Raw genomic sequence first — 19,142 nt, 5'->3', positions numbered from 1 at the left:
TCGTTTCATTGCCGTTTCGAAGGCGTCAACGTTTCATTGACCTCAGAGAGGGAGCGGCGGCGTCTACGGTCGGCGGGTGCTGATCGTCGTGGCGGGGCTGGTGGTGGCCGTGGGGGCGCTGGTGCAGGGGACGGTGGGCTTCGGCCTCGCCCTGGTCGCCGCTCCCCTGCTCGCGATCCTGGACCCCGCGCTGGTGCCCGTGCCGCTGCTGATGATCACCGCGGTGCACGCCCTGCTGACCCTGCGCCGCGAGTACGGCGACACCGACTGGCGCGGGGTCGGCTGGGCGCTGCTGGGGCGCCTGCCCGGCATCGGGCTGGGGGTGCTCGCGGTGTCGACGTTCCCGCCGCGGCTGTTCGTCGCGGCCGTCGGGCTGACGGTGCTGGTGTGCGCGGCGCTGTCGGTCGTCCGCTGGCGGCCCCGGCCGACGGTGCCCGCGCTGCTGGTCGCCGGGCTGGTGTCCGGGGCGGGCGGCACGGCCTCGTCGATCGGCGGTCCGCCGGTGGCGCTGCTCTACCAGGGCGACACGGGCCCGCGCGTCCGCTCGACGCTGGCCGCCTACTTCACCGCGGGCACGCTGCTCTCGATCGCCGCGCTGGCGCTGGGCGGGCAGGTCGACGGCGCCGACGTGCTGGCCGGCGGCCTGCTCGTCGTGCCGATGCTCGCCGGCTTCGCGCTGTCCGGGCCGGCGCGCCCGCTGCTCGACCGCGGCTGGACCCGCCCCGCGGTCGTCGCCCTGGCCGCCGCCGGCGCGGTGGCGCTGCTGGTGCAGGCCGCGGTCGGCTAGGCCGTCCGACCAGGAGGGATCAGCGCGCCCACGGCGGCGCCGCCGTCCGCGACGCGTCGGCGATCCGGTCGAACTGCACCGCCAGCCCGTCGAGCAGCAGGAGCAGGCCGCGCTCGAACAGGGCGTCGACGTCGAGGTCGTACTCGGTCGACACCATCCGCTGGAGCAGCGGGAAGCGCCCCGAGCCCACCAGTGCGACCAGTCCGGGCTCCTGCTCGGCCAGCCAGGCGTCGTTGTCCAGCCCGCTGGCCGCCTCGGCGTCGCGCTCGGGCTCCAGCACCGCCGCCGCGCCCCGCACGTAGTTGATCAGCGTGAGGTGGATGTCGAACGCCTCGACCGGCTCCACGCCCTGCGCGTCCAGCGTCGCGAGCACCCACTCCGAGTACGCCATGCCCGCCGGGATCGCCTGCGGCCGCGTCACCGACAGCGCCTGCGCCATCCACGGGTGCCGCCGGAACGCCGCCCACAGCGAGCGCACGGCCCCGTCCAGGCGCGGGCGCCAGCCGCCCGCGGCGTCGACGGGCGCGCGCCACTCCCGCATCCCGGCGTCGAGCATCCGCACGACGAGGTCGTCCTTGTCGCTGACGTGGCGGTACAGCGCCATCGGGGCCACGCCCAGCGCCGTCGCGATCCGGCGCATCGACAGCCCGGCGAGCCCCTCGGCGTCGGCGACGTCCACCGCCGCGGCGATGATCCGGTCCGGTCCGAGCGCCTCCTCGGCGGCCGCCCGCGGGGGCGGCGGCCGGCGCGGCCCGGCCGCAGGGGGCACGGGGGGCGCCGGCTCGGGCACCCGCCCGGCCGGCTCGGCCACGACCGTCCCCACCCCGGGCACCACCCGCACCAGACCCTCGGCGCGCAGCGCGGCCAGCGCCCGGGACGCCGTGGCGATCGCGACGCCCCACTCGCGCGTGATCGCCCGCGTCGAGGGCACCCGCTCCCCCGGCGCCAGCTCCCCGGCCACGATCCGCCGCCGCAGGTCACCGGCCACCCGGGCCGACCCGCCCACCGCCTCCGCCACCCCCGTACTAGTACACCAGTCGGCCCGACGGAGCCAGCGCACTAGTACGGTCAACGGCCTGAGCTGCTGTTATGCACTTGTGTGGCGCGCGTGTACGCCGTACGTTATGCCGCATGCAGACCACCGACATCCTCGTCTCCGGCGCCGGCATCGCCGGCCCGGCACTGGCCCGGCAGCTCCGCGCGCAGGGCCACACCGTCACCGTCGTCGAGCGCGCCGCCGCCCCGCGCGGCGGCGGCCAGGCCGTCGACCTCCGCGGTGCCGCCCGCACCGTCGTCGCCCGGATGGGGCTGGCCGACCGCGTGCGGGAGGTCCTGCTCGACCAGAAGGGCATCGCCTGGGTCGACGGCCGCGGCCGCACCACCGCCCGGATGCCGGTCGACGCGTTCGGCGGGGAGGGCATCGTCTCGGAGTTCGAGATCCTGCGCGGCGACCTCGCCGCGGTCCTGCGCGAGGCGTGCACCGGCGTCGAGTTCGTCCACGGCGACACCGTCACCGCTCTCGACGAGGACGCCGACGGCGTCACCGTCACCTTCGAGAACGCGCCGCCGCGGCGCTTCGGGCTCGTGGTCGGCGCCGACGGGGTGCACTCCGCCGTCCGCTCCCTGGCCTTCGGCGACGCCGGCCTGCGCCCGCTGGGGTGCCACACCGCCTGGTTCACCGCTCCGGCCGCGCCCGACCTCGACGGCTGGTACCTCATGCACAACGCCCCCGGCGGGCTCGTGGCGTCGCTGCGCCCCGGGCGCCTGCCGGACGAGACGAAGGCCGCGCTGAGCTTCCGCTCCGGCCCCGGCGACGCCGTGCGCCGCGATCCCGCCGCCTGGGCCGAGGTGTTCGCGGCGCGGTTCGCCGGCGTCGGGTGGAAGGCGGCGTGGCTGGTCGAGGCGATGCGTGCGGCGCCCGACCTCGCCGTCGAGGACATGGCGCAGGTGGGGCTCCCCCGCTGGTCGCGCGGGCGCGTGGTCCTGCTCGGCGACGCCGGGTACTGCCCGAGCCCGCTCACCGGGCTGGGCACCAGCCTGGCGCTGGTCGGCGCGCACGTGCTGGCCGGCGAGCTCGCCGCGGCGGAGGACCACCGCACCGCGTTCGACCGCTACGAGACGGTGGTGCGGCCCTACGTCGACCGGGCCCAGCAGCTGCCGCCCGGCGGCGTCGACGGGTTCGCGCCCCGCGGGCGCGCGGCGATCGCCCTGGGCGCGTTCACGATGCGGGCGGCCACCCGCTGGCCCGTGCGGCCGCTGCTGGAGCGCCAGTTCGCGAAGTCCGACGGGATCGAGCTGCCCGACTACGCGGCGCCGGCGCCCGTCAGCTGACGGCCGGGGGCGCCGGGTGCCCGGGGTCGACCCAGGGCACGTGCTCCGGGTCGGCCACGCCCTCGACGTCGAGGTTCACCACGACGGGGTCCTGCCCGCTGCGGGTCAGGACGCACTCGAGCGGCTCGTCGTCGAGGGCGTTGATCTCCTGGTGCGGCACCCACGGCGGCACGAAGATGAACCCGCCCGGCCCCGCCTCGGCCACGAACTCCAGCCGCTCGCCCCAGCGCATCCGCGCCCGGCCGCGCACCACGTAGATGACGCTCTCGAGCTCGCCGTGGTGGTGCGCGCCGGTGCGGGCGCCGGGGTGGATGGTGACGGTGCCGGCCCACAGCTTCTCCGCGCCGGCCCGGGCGTGCGTCACGGCGGCGGCCCGGTGCATGCCGGGGGTCTGCGGGGTGTTCGCGTCCAGGGCGTCGGGCGGGATGACCCGGACGCCGTCGTCGCGCCAGTCGGTGCTCACCGTCCCGATCCTGCCCCGTCCGATCCTGCCCGGTCTAGCAGGCGGTGCCCAGGGTGAGGGAGAACCGGTCGTCCGGGTCGGTCCAGGTCTGCGCCACCCGGAAGCCGCACTCCTCCAGCGCCTCGGCGACGCCGTCGGGCCGGAACTTCGTGGAGATCTCGGTGCGCATCTCCTCCCCCGCGGCGAACTCGACGGTGAGGTCGAGCTCCGCGACGTGCACGGTCATCGCCCGCTGCGCCACGAGCCGCATCTCGATCCAGCTGTTCTCCGCGTCCCACAGCGCGCGGTGGGCGAACGCCTCGACGTCGAAGTCGGCCCGCAGCTCCCGGTTGAGCACGTGCAGGACGTTGCGGTTGAACTCCGCGGTGACCCCGGCGGCGTCGTCGTAGGCCGGCACCATCACCGACTCGTCGACGACCAGGCCGGTGCCCAGCAGCAGCTGCTCGCCGGGCTCGAGCACCCCGCGGAGCTGGCGCAGGAACGCGTAGCGCTCGTCGCGGGTGAGGTTGCCGATCGTGCCGCCCAGGAACGCCACCATCCGCCGGCCCTCGCGCGGCAGCCGGTCGAGGTGCATCGTGAAGTCGCCGACGACGCCGTGCAGCTCCAGGTCGGGGTACTCGACGGCGAGGGCGTCCATCGCGAGCCGCAGCGCCGACTCGCTGACGTCCTGGGGCACGTACCGCCGCAGCGTCCCGGTCCGCCCGAACGCGTCGAGCAGCAGCCGCGTCTTCGACGACGACCCCGACCCCAGCTCCACCAGCGTCTCGGCGCCCGACGCCACCGCGATCTCGTCGACGCTGCGCGCCAGCAGCGCCGCCTCCGTCCGCGTCGGGTAGTACTCGGGCAGGGCGGTGATCTCCTCGAACAGGGCGCTGCCCCGCGCGTCGTAGAACCACTTCGGCGGCAGCGTCTTCGGCTCGGCCGTGAGGCCGGTCCGCACGTCGGAGCGCAGGGCTCGGTCGGCGTCTCCTTCGGTGAGGTGGATGTCGAGCAGGGCGTGCGGGCTCATCGGACTCCCGTTGTCGTCAGAAGCGGTTCCGTGCGGTGGTGACCCGGGCGGGCCACCACCAGGTGCCGGTCGGGCACCTCGGTCCAGGAGGGGTGCTCGTCGACGGGCTCGGAGGCGACGAGCGCCGCCTCCCCGTCGACGCGCAGCGACAGCGCGTGCGACCAGGCGGTGGCCCAGATCGTCGCACCGTCGGTGAGCAGGAGGTTCAGCCGCGACTCGGGCGCGACCTCGGCCACCGCCCGCACGACCTCGGCCAGCACCGCGGCCGGGTCGTCGCCCGCGCGCAGCCGCCGGCGCACCAGCGCCCAGAGCAGCGCGGCGTCGGTGGGGGCGTCGAGGGTGAGCAGGTCGGTCACGGGCAGCCCGCCCGCCAGCCCGGCCACGGTGTCGGGCCAGCCGGACACGCGCCCGTTGTGGCTGAACAGCCACGGCCCGTCGACGAAGGGCGCGTTGGCGCTGGGCGTCACCGGCATGCCCGTGGTGGCCGAGCGGACGGCCGCGAGCAGCGCGGGCGTGCGGACCGTGGCGGCCAGCGCGGCGAAGGAGTCGTCCGACCAGATCGGCGACGCCGTGCGGTAGCGCAGGGCGTCACCGGGACCCGAGCCGTCGCCGTCCGGGTACCAGCCCGCCCCGAAGCCGTCGACGTTGACCGTGCCCCCGCCGCGCATGTCGGTCGGGGCGTAGGACTGGCGGCGCAGCGAGTGCGGCGCGTCGAGCACCAGCGACGACAGCGTCACGGGTGGCCCGACGTAGGCCAGGTGGCGGCACACCCCTAAGCGTCCCGGGAGTCGGAGTCACGGGAGTCGGTGTCACGGGCGTCGGCGTCACGGGCGCACCGGAAGCCGGCGAAGATCTGCCGGCGGATCGGGTGGTCCCAGTTGCGGAACGTCGCGCGCAGCGCCGACGGGTCGGTGCCGAAGGAGCCCCCGCGCAGCATCCGGTAGTCGCCGCCGAAGAACACCTCGGAGTACTCCGGGTACGGGAACGTCTCGTAGCCCGGGTAGGGGTGGAAGCCGGTGTCGAGCCACTCCCACACGTCGCCGACGAGCTGGTGCACCCCCAGCGGCGACGCCCCCTTCGGGTACGCGCCGACCGGGGCCGGCTGCAGGTGGCGCTGGCCGAGGTTGGCGTGCTCGGGCGTCGGCTCGTCGTCGCCCCAGGGGTAGCGCCGCGACCGGCCGGTGGCCGGGTCGTACCGGGCGGCCTTCTCCCACTCCGCCTCGGTGGGCAGGCGCCGGCCCGCCCAGGTGGCGTAGGCCTGCGCCTCGTGGAAGCAGACGTGCACCACCGGCTCGTCGTCGACGAGCGGGGTGAGCACGCCGAAGCGGCGGCGGTACCAGGTGCCCGAGCCGTCGCGCTCCCAGAACTGCGGCGCGACCAGCCCGGCGTCGACGCGGTGGCGCCAGCCCGCCCCGCTCCACCACCGCGGGTCGTCGTAGCCACCGGCGTCGACGAACGCGGCGTAGGCGGCGTTGGTGACCGGCGCGGTGTCGATGACGAACGCCGGGACGTCGACGGTGTGCGCGGGGCGCTCGTTGTCCAGCGCCCACGGCTCCACCGAGGTGCCCATCTCGAACGGGCCGCCGGGCACGAGGACCTCGGTGACGGGCAGCGGCGCGCCGGGCGGCGGCGGCGGCGCGTGCAGGACGGGCGCCCCGGCGCGGAGCTGGTGGGTGGCCAGCATCGTCTCGTCGTGCTGCTGCTCGTGCTGCACGATCATCCCGAACGCGAACCCGTGCTCCTCCAGGCGCCGCCCGCGCAGCGGGCTGCGGCCCAGCGCGTCGAGGGCCTTGTCGCGCACCTGCGCCACGTACGCGCGGGCCTCGGCGGGCGAGAGCAGCGGCAGCGCGACCCGGCTGGACCGCGAGTGCTGGAAGGCGTCGTACAGGCCGTCGATCTCGGGGCGCAGCGGCTCGCGGCCGCCGACGTCGCGGACCAGCCAGAGCTCCTCCTGGCTGCCGATGTGCGCGAGGTCCCAGACCAGCGGCGACATGAGCGGGGAGTGCTGGGCGACGAGGTCGGCCTCGTCGACGGCCTCGGTGAGCGCGGTGCTCCGCGCCCGGGACGCCGCGAGCAGGTCGGCCACGCGGGTGCGCAGGGCCTCGGGGCTCTCGGGCCCGGTCGTGCCGGGGACGGTCGTGGTCATGCGAGCTCTCCTTCCGGGATCGCCGGTTCGAGGTGCGGGGCGGTGACGGCGCCGTGGTCGCCGGGCGCCGGGTCGTCGGCGGGGCAGCGGCCGCGCAGCACCTGGCGCGCGGTCATGTCGGCGAGGGCGTCGCGGACCCAGGCGGGAGCGCCGAGGCCGGGCAGGCGGTCGGCGGCGAGGGCGAAGACGGCCGCGGCGGCGCGGGCCAGCACGCGGTCCTCCAGGCCGTGCCGGGCACCGGAGACCCAGCGGCCGCGCGCAGGGGCGCAGACCTCCAACACGCGGTCGACGGCGGCCTCGTCGGACAGCACGGCGGCGAGCACCGCCGTCGGCAGCGCCCAGCCGTCGCCGGCCTGGGCGTCGACGTAGCGGATCTCCAGGAACCCGTGCGCCCGCACCGGCGGGAACAGCGTGGAGACGTGGTAGTCGAGGTCGGCCGTGGTGGGGCGGGTCGGCAGCGCGCCGGCCACCCAGTCGGCGAACGTGACGCCGCGGGGCACCGTCCAGCGGCTGCCCTCGCCGCGCACGCACAGCAGCGGCGTGTGCAGGACCCGCCGCGCCCAGGCCGGGGCCGGGTCGACGTCGGGGTCGGTGTCGCGCAGCGGCGGCGGCGCGGTGCGGGCGGGGTCGCAGGCCAGCCACGCGGCCCACCGCGAGGACTTCCAGCCGGTGCGGCGCCCGTGCAGCACCGGGGAGTTGGCGAACGCGGCCAGCAGGACCGGGCCGACGGCGTGCACGGCGGCCCAGCGGCGGGCGACGGCGGCGCCCTCGCCGGTGTCGACGCAGACCTGCACGGCGGCCGTGGAGCACATGGCGCTGCGGCCGTAGGGGCCGGTGCGGTCGAACGACTCCTCCATCGCGCGGTAGCGCGGGAGCTGCAGCAGCCGCCGGGGCGGGCGCAGGGGGTCGGCGGCGCGGGGGTGCGGGAGGACGCCGTGGGCGGCGAGGCGGCCCAGGAGCTCGGCGCCGTCGGAGCGGACCGCCTCGAGCAGCTGCCCGAGGTCCGCGAACGGCGGGCTGGCCAGCTCGGCCTGGCCGCCGGGTTCGACGGTGATCGTGGACCCGGCCGGGAGCGGCCGGGCGGGGGTGGTGGGATCGAGGGTGGTGGGAGCGTGCGGGCCGAGTGCGGCGGCCAGCGTGGCGAGGTCGACCGGGGCGTCGGGGACGGTCGTCCGCTGCACCAGCCATTCGAGCTCGACGCCGATCAGCCGCGGTGGCCCGTGCTTGAAGCAGACCGACGCGACGTAGGCCTGGGCGTCGGCGCAGTCGTGCAGCACCGAGGGCCCGGCGTCCGGCGCGGCCCGCTCGGGGTCGGCCGCCCCGTCGATGCCGGAGGACACGCTCTGAGTCACGCCGCCCGACGCTACCCCGCAGTCACCCGCTCCGCAGCCGGCTACGCGGAACGTCCTGATGACGTCCGATGACCGGATCGCGGTTCCCAAGCCGTACGTACGTCCTGTGTATATCCTGGCGCGATGCCCCGCGTCAGCACCGACCAGCTCGCGGCGCGGCGCCAGGAGATCCTCGACGGGGCCCGCACCTGCTTCGCCCGGCACGGGTACGAGGGGGCCACGGTGCGGCGGCTCGAGCAGTCCACGGGCCTGTCCCGGGGCGCGATCTTCCACTACTTCCGCGACAAGGACGCCCTGTTCCTGGCCCTGGCCGAGCAGGACGCCGAGCGGATGGCCGACGTCGTGGCGGCCGACGGGCTGGTGCAGGTCATGCGCAACCTGCTGCACGACCCCGTCGACGAGCGGAGCTGGCTGGGCACCCGCCTGGAGGTCTCGCGGCGGCTGCGCACCGAGCCGGAGTTCCGCGAGCGCTGGAGCGCCCACTCCGCGGCGCTGACGCGCGCCACCCGCGCCCGGCTGGAGCGCCTGGCCCGGGCGGGCTCGGTGCGCGACGACGTGCCGGTGCCGGTGCTCGCCCAGTACCTGGAGCTGGTGATGGAGGGCCTGGTCTCGCACCTGGCGATGGGGCTCTCGGCCGACGACCTGGAGCCGGTGCTGGACCTGGTCGAGGCGGCGGTGCGCCGGCCCCGGCCCGCGTAGGAGCCGCTCAGCCGACGTAGTGCTCCTCGCTGTGCCGCACGGTGCAGCCGTCGATGCCGCACTCGACGCCGTCGGTCACGAAGACGCCGTCGGACCCGCGGTCCTGGGCGAACTGCGTGCGGTGCAGCACGGCGTAGCGCCCGCCCGCGGCGATCAGCTCGTCGTGCGTGCCGCTCTCCACGATCCGCCCGTGCTCGACCACCGCGATGCGGTCGGCCCGCCGGACCGTCGAGAGCCGGTGTGCGATGACGATCGCGGTGCGCCCGGCCAGCGCCTCGACCAGCGCCTCCTGCACCGCCGACTCCGACTCCGAGTCCAGGTGCGCCGTCGCCTCGTCCAGGATCACCACGCGCGGGCGGGCCAGGAGCAGCCGGGCGATCGTCAGGCGCTGGCGCTCGCCGCCCGACAGCCGGTAGCCGCGCTCCCCCACCACGGTGTCGAGGCCGTCGGGCAGGGCGTCGAGGACCTCGCCCAGGCGCGCGCGGCGCATCGCGTCGACGATCTCGGCGTCGGTCGCGTCCGGCTTCGCGTAGCGCAGGTTGGCGCCGATCGTGTCGTGGAACAGGTGCCCGTCCTGCGTGACGACGCCGACCGCAGCGCGCAGGTCGGCGAAGCTGAGGTCGCGCACGTCGACGCCCGACAGCGTCACCGCTCCGGAGTCGACGTCGTAGAGGCGCGGCACGAGCGACGCGATCGTCGACTTCCCCGCGCCCGAGGACCCGACGAGCGCCAGCAGCTGCCCGCCGCCCACCTCCAGGTCGACGCCGTGCAGCACCTCCTCGCTCGGGCGCCGGTCGAGCACGGCGACCTCCTCCAGCGACGCGAGCGACACCCGGTCCGCGCCCGGGTAGCCGAAGCGCACGTCGCGCAGCGCCACCGTGACCGGCCCGGCGGGCAGCGGCACGGGGTCGGGCCGCTCGCGGATCATCGGCTGCAGGTCGAGCACCTCGAAGACCCGCTCGAACGACACGAGCGCGGTCATGACGTCGACGCGGGCGTTGGCCAGCGCCGTCATCGGCGTGTAGAGCCGCGTGAGCAGCAGGGCGAGGGTGACGACCGTGCCGGGCTCGATCTGCCCGGTGACCGCCAGGTAGCCGCCCAGGCCGTAGACCAGCGCCTGCGCGAGCGCCGAGACCAGCGAGAGCGCGGTGACGAAGATCCGCGACACCATCGCGGTGCGCACCCCGATGTCCCGGACGCGCTCGGCGGTGGCGCCGAACTCCGCGGCCTCCTCGTCGGGCCGCCCGAACAGCTTGACGAGCGTGGCGCCGGGCGCGGAGAACCGCTCGGTCATCTGCGTGCTCATGCCGGCGTTGAGGTCGGCCGACTCGCGGCGCAGGTCGGCGATCGTGCGGCCCATCCGGCGCGCGGGCAGCACGAAGATCGGCAGCAGGAGCAGGGCCAGCAGGGTCACCTGCCAGGCCAGCGTGATCATGACGCCGAGGGCGAGCAGGAGCTGGATCGAGTTCGACAGCACCGTCGCGAGCGTCGACGTGATCGCCGACTGCGCGCCGATCACGTCGTTGTTGAGCCGGCTGACCAGCGCGCCGGTGCGGGTGCGCGTGAAGAACGCGACCGGCATCTTCTGGACGTGGGTGAACACGGCCTTGCGGAGGTCGACGATCAGGCCCTCGCCGATGCGGGAGGAGAACCAGCGCGACACCAGCCCGGTGACGGCCTCCAGGATCGCCAGCGCCGCGATCCCCGCCGCCAGCCCGACGACGGTGGCCGCGGCGGCCGACGCGGTGCCGTCCCCGACGATGGCGTTGACGACCTGCCCGGCCAGCACCGGCGTCGCGACGCCGATGGTGGCCATCACGACGGTGAGCGCCAGGAACGCGAGCAGCCAGCGCCGGTAGGGCGCGGCGAACCGCCAGATGCGCGGGATCGTGCCCTTCGCGACCGACCGCGGCGCGTCCACCCCGGCGGCCACCTTGCTCATCATCCCCACGGGCCGGTCCACGGCCACCTCCTGACGTACGTGCTGCGGGGGCCTCGACGCGGAGCGGCCTCGCTGTACTCCTACCTCCCCCGCTCCGCCCCCGCGACCCGGCCGGCGCGTGCCGGTCCCGGGGGTCCTTTGCTCTGCTTACCCGTACGCACCGGGGGTCCGGGGTGGTGCGTGGGCGTAAGCAGAGCAAAGGGCCTCGCAGAGCGTCCGGTGCGCCGCAGGTGCTGAAGCCTGTGCGCGAGACCGGGGAGCGTGCGCGGGGCGTGCGCTCAGCCGGTGCCGGCCGCCAGCGACCGGAGCCTGCGGATCTGGGCCGCCCGCTCGGCCGCGAGGGCCGCGGCCGGGTCGAGGCCGTCGGCCACGCCCGAGAGCAGGGCGAGGGTCTCCGCGGCGGCCTTCGGCGGGGCCGAGACGAGGGCGGTGGCCAGCTCGTCGACGGCGGCGTCGAGCTCGGCCGCGGGCACCGCGCGCAGGGCGAGGCCCAGCTGCACGGCCTCGGCCGCGCCGACGCGACGGCCGGTCAGGCAGATCTCCACGGCGCGGGCGTACCCCACGGCGCGCACGAGCGGGAAGGTGCCGCCGAGGTCGGGGACGATGCCCAGCGCCGGCTCGGCCATGCAGAACTGCACGTCGTCGGCCACGACCCGCAGGTCGCAGGCCAGCGCGAGCTGGAAGCCGCCGCCGATGGCGTGGCCCTGCACGGCGGCGACGGTGACCCGGGCCGGGTCGCGCAGCCACGAGAAGCCGGCCTGGTAGCCCGCGATGGTCAGGTCGGCCGCGTCCTCGGGCATCGTGCCCAGCGCCGCGATGCCCGGGCGGTCGGGCGAGGGCGTGAACAGGCTGCGGTCCAGCCCCGCCGAGAACGCCCGGCCCTCGCCGCGGACGACGACGACCCGCACCCCCTCGCCCAGGGACTCCCCGATCGCCGCCAGCGCCGCCCACGTGTCGGGCGTCTGCGCGTTGAGCGAGTCGGGACGGGACAGCGTGATGGTGGCCCTGGCGCCGTCGACGTCCAGGGCCAGCCCGCCGCGCTGCAGGAGATCGGGTTCCGCGAGGGTCATGCCCGGAGGCTACCCCCGAGTACGGCTACTTCTTCTTGGTCCGCGTCGCGCCCCCGCGCCCGCGCAGCGTAACCCCGGTCTCGGACAGGACGCGGTGCACGAAGCCGTAGGAACGGCCCGTCGACTCGGCGAGGGCGCGGATGCTCGCCCCCTTCTCGTACTTCTTCTTGAGGTCGCCTGCGAGCTTGTCGCGCTGGGTGCCCGTGATGCGGGCGCCCTTCTTCAGGTCGGGCATGACGTCGCTCCTCCTCGTTGACCACCCGCGGGGCCTCCCGCGGGAGGTTCGTCCGGCCCCCCGGCAAGGCAATGATCGACCAGGTCGGAGGCGCGCGACAGGAGATCCACTGCATGATCGGTGAGCGGTTCGCCCGAATGGATCACGCGTACGGGTGATCATCTCCGGGCTCCGGACACCCGTCCTTCACCCCGTCGCCATCTTCTGATCACCCGGACGTCGGCTCCGGCGGGAGAGACCCACGTCACAGTGCCGAACGGGTGGCACCGCGGACCTCAACCTCGTCCGATCAGGCCAACTGCACGAGCTCCAGGTACTCCGCCGACCAGAGGTCCTCGGTGCCGTCGGGCAGCACGATGACCTTGTCGGGGTGCAGCGCCTCGACGGCGCCGGGGTCGTGCGAGACCAGCACGACGGCCCCGGTGAACCGGCGCAGGGCGTCGAGGACCTGCGCGCGGCTGGCCGGGTCGAGGTTGTTGGTGGGCTCGTCGAGCAGCAGCACGTTGGCGGCGCTGGAGACCAGGCCGGCCAGCGCGAGACGGGTCTTCTCCCCGCCCGAGAGCGTGCCCGCGGGCTGCTGGAGCTGCTCCCCGGAGAACATGAACGTGCCGAGCACCGTGCGCAGCTGCTGCTCACCCGTGTCGGGCGAGGCGTGCCGGATGTTCTCCCACACCGTGGCGTCCGGGTCGAGCGTCTCGTGCTCCTGCGCGAAGTAGCCCACGCGCAGCCCGTGGCCGGGGCGCACGTCCCCCGCGTCGGCCCGCTCGGTGCCCGCGAGGAGGCGCAGCAGCGTGGTCTTGCCCGCGCCGTTGAGCCCGAGGACGACGACCTTGGCACCGCGGTCGACCGCGAGGTCGACGCCGGTGAACACCTCCAGCGAGCCGAACGCCTTGCTCAGCCCCTCCGCGGTGAGCGGAGTCTTGCCGCACGGTGCCGGGTCCGGGAAGCGGATCTTGGCGACGCGGTCCTTCTGCTGCTCGGGCTCGAGGTTGGCCAGCAGCTCGTCGGCGCGGCGCGCCATGTTCTTCGCGGCCACCGCCTTCGTGGCCTTCGCGCCCATCTTCAGCGCCTGGGTGTGCAGCACCGACGCCTTCTTCTCGGCGTTCGCGCGCTCGCGGCGGCGGCGCTTCTCGTCGGTGGCGCGCGCCTCCTGGTACCGCTTCCAGTTCATGTTGTAGACGTCGACCTCGCCGCGCGTGGCGTCGAGGAACCAGACCTTGTTGACGACGTCGGCCAGCAGGTCGGTGTCGTGGCTGATCACGACGAGCCCGCCGTCGTGGTTCTGCAGGAACGAGCGCAGCCACGTGATCGAGTCGGCGTCGAGGTGGTTGGTCGGTTCGTCGAGCAGCAGCGTGGTGTTGCTCGACGCGCCGCCGTCGGTGGCGGAGAACAGGATCCGGGCCAGCTCGACGCGGCGGCGCTGACCGCCCGACAGCGTGGCGATCTGCTGGTTCAGGATCCGGTCGGGCAGCCCGAGGTGCGCGCAGATCCGCGCCGCGTCGCTCTCCGCCGCGTAGCCGCCCAGTGCCGAGAAGCGCTCCTCGATGCGGCCGTAGTCGCGCACCGCCTTGTCGTTGGCGGCGCCGTCGACGAGCTCGGCCATCGCGTTCTGCGCCTTCTCCATCTCGCGCAGCATCACGTCGAGGCCCTTGGCCGACAGGACGCGGTCCTTCGCGGTGACGCGCAGGTCGCCCTCGCGGGGGTCCTGCGGGAGGTAGCCCACCGGGCTGTTCGCGTGGACGCCGCCGCCGTAGGGCTCACCCTCGCCCGCGAGCACGCGCATGGACGTGGTCTTGCCGGCGCCGTTGCGCCCGACGAGCCCGATGCGGTCGCCGGGCTGCACGCGCAGCGTGGCGCCGGAGAGCAGGATCCGGGACCCGGCGCGCAGTTCGAGGTCGGTGGCGGTGATCACGAGGAAGACTCCAGAAAGGATCCGGGGGCGGGCGGCTGGCAGGCGGCGGGCCCGCTACGCGATCCGGATCACGGCGTCCAGAGTACCGGCCGGGGCACCCCGATTCCCGACGTAGGGTCGCCGCATGACTGATCTCACCGGCCGCACGGCCCTCGTCACCGGCGCCAGCCGCGGAATCGGCTACGCCATCGCCGCCGAGCTGCTCTCCCGGGGGGCGTCGGTCGCGGTCACCGCCCGCAAGCCCGACGTGCTGGAGGAGGCGGCCGCCTCGCTCGCCGCCGACCACGCGGGCGGCGACACCGGCCGCGTGCTGGCGATCGCGGCCAACGCGAGCTCCGCGGAGTCGCGCGAGCAGTCGGTGACGCAGACGGTCGAGCGGTTCGGCAGCCTCGACATCCTGGTCAACAACACCGGCATCAACCCCACCTACGGCTTCCTCATGGACGCCGACCTGGGCGCGGTGAGCAAGACGTTCGACACCAACGTCGTCGCCACCCTGGGCTACGTGCAGCTCGCCTACCGCGCCTGGATGGGCGAGCACGGCGGCAACGTCGTCAACATCGCGTCGGTCGCCGGCCTGCGTTCGACGGGCGTGATCGCGGCGTACGGCGCGTCGAAGGCGGCGCTGATCCGGCTCACCGAGGAGCTGGCCTGGCAGCTCGGCCCATCGATCCGGGTCAACGCGGTGGCGCCCGCCGTCGTCAAGACGAGGTTCGCGACGGCGCTCTACGCCGAGGGCGAGGAGAAGACGGCCGCGGCCTACCCGCTCAAGCGCCTGGGCGAGCCCGAGGACGTCGCGCGGGTGGTCGGCTTCCTGGTCTCCGACGCCGCGGCCTGGATGACGGGCGAGACCGTGCGCGTCGACGGCGGCGTGCTCTCGACCGGCACGCTGGGTGCGGTCTAGGGAGGGCTACAGAACGGCCGCGTCGGTCCAGAGCCGCCCGCTGCGCCCGGTGAGGACGTCGAGCAGCGCGGTGGCCTGGCCGTCGGTGAGGCTCGCGGTGTAGTCGACGACTGCCCGCCCGCGGGCCTGCGCGAGCGGGAGGCCCTGGCCGCGCGCCAGCTCGGCGAGGTCGTGCAGCCGCGGGGGCAGGCGCGGGGCGTCGTCGTCGGTGAGCCAGGACGCGAGCGAGCCCACCAGCGAGCGCAGCACCGTGGCCTGCCCGCGCTGGTGCGACGCCAGGTCGGCGCGCTGCAGCACGAACCGCTGGTGCACGAACTTCAGCACCGCCACCTCGTGCCACTGCGCGACGGCCAGCGCCACCGGCCCGGAGCGCACCGGCGGGTCGTGGTCGACGACGACGCCGCCCGCGAGCCGGGCCGTCCAGCGCGCGGAGAACTCGGCGACCGCGCGCTCGGCGGCCATGGAGCCGTCGAACGCCGTGGCGAGCAGGCCGTCGACGAGCTCGTCACGGACGCGGTCGACGGCGGCGGTGAACGCGTCGTCGTCGTAGGCCCAGCCGTCCTTGTCGGCCAGGCGCCGCCGCAGCGCCTCCAGGCCGGCCCCGGGCCCCGCGGTGTCGGCATTGCGCCGCCACCCGGCGAGCTCGGCGGCGACCCCGGCCTGCTGCAGCACCCCGACGCGGTGGAAGTCCTCGAGGTCGTGGATGGCGTAGGCGATGTCGTCGGCGGTGTCCATGACGGCGGCCTCGACGGTCTGGCGCCACGGCCCGGTGCCCGGGAAGGCCGCGCGGGCGGAGAGCAGGTCGTCGAGCTCGGTCTCATAGCAGGAGAACTTGGCCGACCCGGACTCCGGCTCGCCGGGCAGCGGGCCACCGCCGCGGGGCGGCAGCGCGGCGCGGCTGGGGTGCGGGTCGGGGTGCCCGCGGCGGGTCCAGGGGTACTTGAGGACGGCCGCGCGGACGGCCGCGGTGAGATCGAGGCCGACGCCGCCGGGCCCGTGCAGGTCGATGGTGGTGACGATGCGGAAGCTCTGGGCGTTGCCCTCGAACCCGTCGGGCAGGCCGAGCTCCTCGCGGGCGACCCGGTCGAGGACCTGCTCGCCGAGGTGGCCGAACGGCGGGTGGCCGAGGTCGTGGGCGAGCGCGGCGGCCTCGACGACGTCGGGATCGCACAGGCCCCCTCCCACCCGTTCGCCGATCGCGCGGGCCACCTGCGCCACCTGCAGCGAGTGCGTGAGCCGGTTGTGCACCAGCAGGCCCGAGCCGACCGGGCTCACGACCTGCGTGACGCCCGCGAGGCGCGCGAAGAACGGCGAGGCGACGATCCGGTCGCGGTCGACGCGGAACGGGCTGCGCGCGAGGCCCGCGCCGGACTCGCCCGGCCCGGAGCGCCGGGCGGAGCGGGCGGCGGTGATCACGGCGCCACGCTAGCGCCGCCGGACGGGCCGGGTGGGCGTCCGGGTACAACTTCCGTGTGAGCACCTCCCCCGCCGGCCCCGGTGGGCACGACCGTGGTGCCGACGACGTGCTGGTGGTCGGCGGCGGCCCCGCGGGGCGCGCGCTCGCCGCGGCCTGCGGGGAGCGCGGGCTGCGCACGACCCTGCTCGACCCCGCGCCCGGCCGCGCCTGGCCCGCCACCTACGGCGCCTGGGCCGACGAGCTCCCCGACCTGCCCGCCGGCGTCGTCGCCGCGCGGGCCGCCGGGCGGGCGGTGGCGCTCACCGCGCACCGCCTCGACCGGGAGTACGTCGTGCTCGACGTCCCCGCCCTGCGCGCCCACCTCGACGACGGCATGGACCGCGGCGGGGTGCGGGTGCGCGCCGGCCGGGCCGTCGGGTCGCCGGCGCCGGGCGCCGTCGCGCTCGCCGACGGCTCCGTGCTGCGTGCGCGCCTGGTCGTCGACGCGGGCGGGCGCGCGCAGCCCCTCGACCGCCGGGCGGCGCGCCGGGTGCCCACCGAGCAGACGGCGTACGGCGTCACCGTCGACGCCGCGGTGGCCGCGCCCGTCGTCGCCGGGGGCGAGGCGCTGTTCATGGACTGGCGCCCCGACCACGGCGAGCCCGGCTGGCCGACGTTCCTCTACGCGATCCCCCTGGGCGGGGGCCGGGTGCTGCTGGAGGAGACCTCCCTGGCCCGGCGCCCCGGCCTGCCGCTGCCGGTCCTGCGCCGCCGCCTGCACGCGCGGCTGCGCCACCACGGCATCGCCGTGCCCGCGGACGCCCCCGTCGAGAAGGTGTCGTTCCCGCTGGACCGCCCGCGCCACCGCGCGCCGCACGTGCTCGGGTTCGGCGCGGCCGCGCCGCTCGTGCACCCGGCCACCGGCTTCAGCCTCGCGTCCGCGCTCGCGCTGGCCCCCGGGGTGGCCCGGGCCGCCGCGGGCGACCACCCGCTGGCCGACGCCCGGGCCACCGTCTGGCCGCCCGCCGCCCGGGTGGTGCACCGCGTCCGGGGGGTCGGGCTGGAGGCGCTGCTGCGGATGCCCGCGGCGGAGGTCCCGGGCTTCTTCGAGGTGTTCTTCGGCCTGCCCGAGCGGCACCGCCGCGCCTACCTCTCCGGGCGCGACGACCTGCGCGGGACGCTCGTGACGATGACCGCGCTCTTCGGATCGGCCGACGCGCGGCTGCGGCGCCGGCTCGTCGGACCGGCGCTGCTCCCGCGCCTGCGCGACAACGGCGAGGAGCGGGAGGCTGCCCCGATCGGGTGACCAGGGCGGTCCGGCGACCCAGGGCGGTGCGGCAAGCGGGTGCTACCCCGGGTAACCTCGGCGTCCCCGAGACGGAGGCTCCCCATGTCCGCGTACCGCACCATCGTCGTCGGCACCGACGGTTCCGACACCTCGCTCGCCGCCGTCGACCGCGCCGCCGCCGTGGCCGCCGACAGCGCCGCAGAGCTGGTCATCGTCTGCGCCTACACCCCTGCGGGCCGCGACGACACCGCGGGCGCCGAGGACGCGCTGAAGGACGAGGCCTACCTCGTCGTCGGCTGGACGCCGGCCGAGGAGACGCTGCGCACGGCGGAGGAGCGCGCCGCGAAGGCGGGCGCCGGGAACATCCGCACCGTCGCCGCCGACGGCGACCCCGTCGAGGTGCTGCGCACCGCCGCCCGCGACGCGGGGGCCGACCTGCTCGTCGTCGGCAACCGGGGCCTCAACACGCTCTCGGGCCGCATCCTGGGCTCGGTGCCGTCCGACGTCGCGCGCCGCTCGGGCGTCGACGTGCTGACCGTCCACACCACCTGATCCTTGGCCGCGATCAGGCGCGGGTCCCGGTTCCTCGCCGGCGTCGGCCGGCTGTTCTCCGGCGCCGTGGTCCGGCACGTCGCCGGGGACGGGCCGCTCGACGAGGCCGTCGAGGAGATCGTGCTGGGCGCGCCCCGCCGCTACACCCGCGCCGGGCTGGCCGAGGCCACCGACCTCGACGTCGACGAGGGCCGCCGGCTGTGGCGCTCGCTCGGGTTCGCCGAGGTCGGCGACGACGAGGTGCTGTTCACCGACCAGGACGTCGCCGCCGTCCGCCTGATGGCCGGGCTCACCGAGGCCGGCGTCCTGGAGCCCGAGGTGCGCGAGGCCGTCGCCCGGGCGGTGGCGCAGTCGATGTCGCGGCTCGCGGAGTGGCAGGTCGGGATGCTGCGCCGGCTGCTGGAGGGCCACGGGCAGGACCTCACGCCGGTGGAGTCGCTGCAGGTCGCCGCGGCCGTCATCCCCGCGCTGGAGCAGCTGCAGAGCTACGTCTGGCGCCGCCACCTCGCCGCCACCGTGCACCGGATGATGGCCACGGCCGCCGGCCCGGGCGACGGCACCGACACCTGGCCGCTCGTCGTCGGGTTCGCCGACATGGTCGGCTTCACGCGCACCACGCGGAAGCGCTCGGCCGACGAGCTGTCGGAGATGATCGAGCGGTTCGGCTCGACCACCACCGAGGTGATCGCCGACGGCCGGGGGCGCATCGTCAAGACCGTCGGCGACGAGGTGCTGTTCGTCGCCGACGACGCCCCCGCCGCCGCGTCGATCGCGCTGGGGCTGCAGGAGCGCGTCCGCGCCGAGGACGCCCTGCCCCAGCTGCGGATCGGGCTCGCCGCCGGCCCCGTCCTCACGCGCTACGGCGACGTCTACGGCGAGGTCGTCAACATCGCCTCCCGGCTGACGACCCACGCGCGGCCCGACACCGTGCTCATCGACGACGTGGTGGCCGCCGCCCTCGCCGACGACGGGCGGTTCCGCGTCCGCGCCCTGCGCCCGGTGTCGGTGCGCGGCTACCGGAGCCTGCACCCGTGGCTGCTGGAACCTCGCTCGTGA

Annotated in this window: 18 protein-coding genes; 7 read left to right on the top strand and 11 right to left on the bottom strand. The window is 75.8% G+C overall.

The annotated features are described in order from the left end of the window. Positions 1–76: 76 nt before the first annotated feature. Positions 77–787, top strand: a complete 711-nt coding sequence (locus HOP40_RS24495; protein WP_172162381.1) for a sulfite exporter TauE/SafE family protein — start codon at positions 77–79, stop codon at positions 785–787. Between the two features lie 19 nt (positions 788–806). On the opposite strand, the gene HOP40_RS24490 is transcribed toward HOP40_RS24495, so the two are convergent. Continuing rightward, entirely contained in the window at positions 807–1,805 is a 999-nt protein-coding gene (locus HOP40_RS24490) for a TetR/AcrR family transcriptional regulator C-terminal domain-containing protein (protein WP_172162379.1), read from the bottom strand. Between the two features lie 113 nt (positions 1,806–1,918). Between HOP40_RS24490 and HOP40_RS24485 the strand changes: the two genes are divergently transcribed. Then, entirely contained in the window at positions 1,919–3,118 is a 1,200-nt protein-coding gene (locus tag HOP40_RS24485; protein WP_172162377.1) for an FAD-dependent monooxygenase, read from the top strand. On the opposite strand, the gene HOP40_RS24480 is transcribed toward HOP40_RS24485, so the two are convergent. From HOP40_RS24480 to egtA, 5 genes are read right to left on the bottom strand one after another with little or no spacing between them, the layout of a single operon-like run. Next, positions 3,111–3,581, bottom strand: a complete 471-nt coding sequence (locus HOP40_RS24480) for a cupin domain-containing protein (protein WP_240157249.1) — start codon at positions 3,579–3,581, stop codon at positions 3,111–3,113. The genes HOP40_RS24485 and HOP40_RS24480 overlap by 8 nt on opposite strands. Before the next feature lie 34 nt (positions 3,582–3,615). Next, positions 3,616–4,590 (bottom strand): L-histidine N(alpha)-methyltransferase, encoded by a 975-nt coding sequence (gene egtD, locus HOP40_RS24475; RefSeq protein WP_172162375.1) that lies wholly within the window; start codon positions 4,588–4,590, stop codon positions 3,616–3,618. Continuing rightward, positions 4,587–5,360 (bottom strand): ergothioneine biosynthesis protein EgtC, encoded by a 774-nt coding sequence (egtC, locus tag HOP40_RS24470; RefSeq protein WP_172162373.1) that lies wholly within the window; start codon positions 5,358–5,360, stop codon positions 4,587–4,589. Before egtC ends, egtD begins: the two co-directional genes overlap by 4 nt. Before the next feature lie 2 nt (positions 5,361–5,362). Next, positions 5,363–6,736: an ergothioneine biosynthesis protein EgtB gene (gene egtB / locus HOP40_RS24465; RefSeq protein WP_172162371.1), complete on the bottom strand. Its 1,374-nt coding sequence runs from the start codon at positions 6,734–6,736 to the stop codon at positions 5,363–5,365. Beyond that, positions 6,733–8,088: an ergothioneine biosynthesis glutamate--cysteine ligase EgtA gene (gene egtA, locus HOP40_RS24460; protein ID WP_172162369.1), complete on the bottom strand. Its 1,356-nt coding sequence runs from the start codon at positions 8,086–8,088 to the stop codon at positions 6,733–6,735. The genes egtB and egtA overlap by 4 nt, the downstream gene beginning before the upstream one ends. Positions 8,089–8,211: 123 nt before the next feature. Between egtA and HOP40_RS24455 the strand changes: the two genes are divergently transcribed. After that, entirely contained in the window at positions 8,212–8,787 is a 576-nt protein-coding gene (locus HOP40_RS24455; RefSeq protein ID WP_172162367.1) for a TetR/AcrR family transcriptional regulator, read from the top strand. A gap of 7 nt (positions 8,788–8,794) precedes the next feature. On the opposite strand, the gene HOP40_RS24450 is transcribed toward HOP40_RS24455, so the two are convergent. From HOP40_RS24450 to HOP40_RS24435, 4 genes are all read right to left on the bottom strand, one after another. After that, positions 8,795–10,732 (bottom strand): ABC transporter ATP-binding protein, encoded by a 1,938-nt coding sequence (locus HOP40_RS24450; RefSeq protein WP_420821827.1) that lies wholly within the window; start codon positions 10,730–10,732, stop codon positions 8,795–8,797. A gap of 275 nt (positions 10,733–11,007) precedes the next feature. Beyond that, positions 11,008–11,799, bottom strand: coding sequence for an enoyl-CoA hydratase/isomerase family protein (locus HOP40_RS24445; RefSeq protein WP_172162365.1), 792 nt, complete (start codon positions 11,797–11,799; stop codon positions 11,008–11,010). 25 nt (positions 11,800–11,824) lie between these two features. After that, positions 11,825–12,034, bottom strand: coding sequence for a helix-turn-helix domain-containing protein (locus tag HOP40_RS36645; protein WP_141276274.1), 210 nt, complete (start codon positions 12,032–12,034; stop codon positions 11,825–11,827). A gap of 289 nt (positions 12,035–12,323) precedes the next feature. Then, positions 12,324–13,946: an ABC-F family ATP-binding cassette domain-containing protein gene (locus HOP40_RS24435; protein WP_172162363.1), complete on the bottom strand. Its 1,623-nt coding sequence runs from the start codon at positions 13,944–13,946 to the stop codon at positions 12,324–12,326. Between the two features lie 124 nt (positions 13,947–14,070). Between HOP40_RS24435 and HOP40_RS24430 the strand changes: the two genes are divergently transcribed. Next, positions 14,071–14,850: an SDR family oxidoreductase gene (locus tag HOP40_RS24430; RefSeq protein WP_172162361.1), complete on the top strand. Its 780-nt coding sequence runs from the start codon at positions 14,071–14,073 to the stop codon at positions 14,848–14,850. Positions 14,851–14,856: 6 nt separating this feature from the next. Here the strand turns inward: HOP40_RS24430 and HOP40_RS24425 are convergent, their stop codons facing one another. Continuing rightward, positions 14,857–16,266: a deoxyguanosinetriphosphate triphosphohydrolase family protein gene (locus tag HOP40_RS24425; RefSeq protein WP_205346898.1), complete on the bottom strand. Its 1,410-nt coding sequence runs from the start codon at positions 16,264–16,266 to the stop codon at positions 14,857–14,859. Between the two features lie 56 nt (positions 16,267–16,322). On the opposite strand from HOP40_RS24425, the gene HOP40_RS24420 reads away from it, so the two are divergent. From HOP40_RS24420 to HOP40_RS24410, 3 genes are all read left to right on the top strand, one after another. Further along, positions 16,323–17,552, top strand: a complete 1,230-nt coding sequence (locus tag HOP40_RS24420; protein ID WP_172162359.1) for a lycopene cyclase family protein — start codon at positions 16,323–16,325, stop codon at positions 17,550–17,552. Positions 17,553–17,636: 84 nt separating this feature from the next. Next, positions 17,637–18,086, top strand: coding sequence for a universal stress protein (locus HOP40_RS24415; protein WP_172162357.1), 450 nt, complete (start codon positions 17,637–17,639; stop codon positions 18,084–18,086). 3 nt (positions 18,087–18,089) lie between these two features. After that, positions 18,090–19,142 (top strand): adenylate/guanylate cyclase domain-containing protein, encoded by a 1,053-nt coding sequence (locus tag HOP40_RS24410; RefSeq protein WP_240157248.1) that lies wholly within the window; start codon positions 18,090–18,092, stop codon positions 19,140–19,142.

Origin of the sequence: Pseudonocardia broussonetiae (assembly GCF_013155125.1) — a bacterium.
Lineage (GTDB): Bacteria > Actinomycetota > Actinomycetes > Mycobacteriales > Pseudonocardiaceae > Pseudonocardia > Pseudonocardia broussonetiae.
The sequence above is the reverse complement of the archived record's forward strand: the minus strand, read 5'-3'. Positions and strand labels throughout refer to the sequence as shown.

What these genes read in the sequence shown, in the direction of transcription:
- HOP40_RS24455 (WP_172162367.1), top strand. Translation starts at nt 8,212, where the DNA reads ATGCCCCGCGTCAGCACCGACCAGCTCGCGGCGCGGCGCCAGGAGATC.
- HOP40_RS24485 (WP_172162377.1), top strand. Translation starts at nt 1,919, where the DNA reads ATGCAGACCACCGACATCCTCGTCTCCGGCGCCGGCATCGCCGGCCCG.
- HOP40_RS24415 (WP_172162357.1), top strand. Translation starts at nt 17,637, where the DNA reads ATGTCCGCGTACCGCACCATCGTCGTCGGCACCGACGGTTCCGACACC.
- HOP40_RS36645 (WP_141276274.1), bottom strand. Translation starts at nt 12,034, where the DNA reads ATGCCCGACCTGAAGAAGGGCGCCCGCATCACGGGCACCCAGCGCGAC.
- HOP40_RS24430 (WP_172162361.1), top strand. Translation starts at nt 14,071, where the DNA reads ATGACTGATCTCACCGGCCGCACGGCCCTCGTCACCGGCGCCAGCCGC.
- egtB (WP_172162371.1), bottom strand. Translation starts at nt 6,736, where the DNA reads ATGACCACGACCGTCCCCGGCACGACCGGGCCCGAGAGCCCCGAGGCC.
- egtD (WP_172162375.1), bottom strand. Translation starts at nt 4,590, where the DNA reads ATGAGCCCGCACGCCCTGCTCGACATCCACCTCACCGAAGGAGACGCC.
- HOP40_RS24445 (WP_172162365.1), bottom strand. Translation starts at nt 11,799, where the DNA reads ATGACCCTCGCGGAACCCGATCTCCTGCAGCGCGGCGGGCTGGCCCTG.
- HOP40_RS24450 (WP_420821827.1), bottom strand. Translation starts at nt 10,732, where the DNA reads ATGATGAGCAAGGTGGCCGCCGGGGTGGACGCGCCGCGGTCGGTCGCG.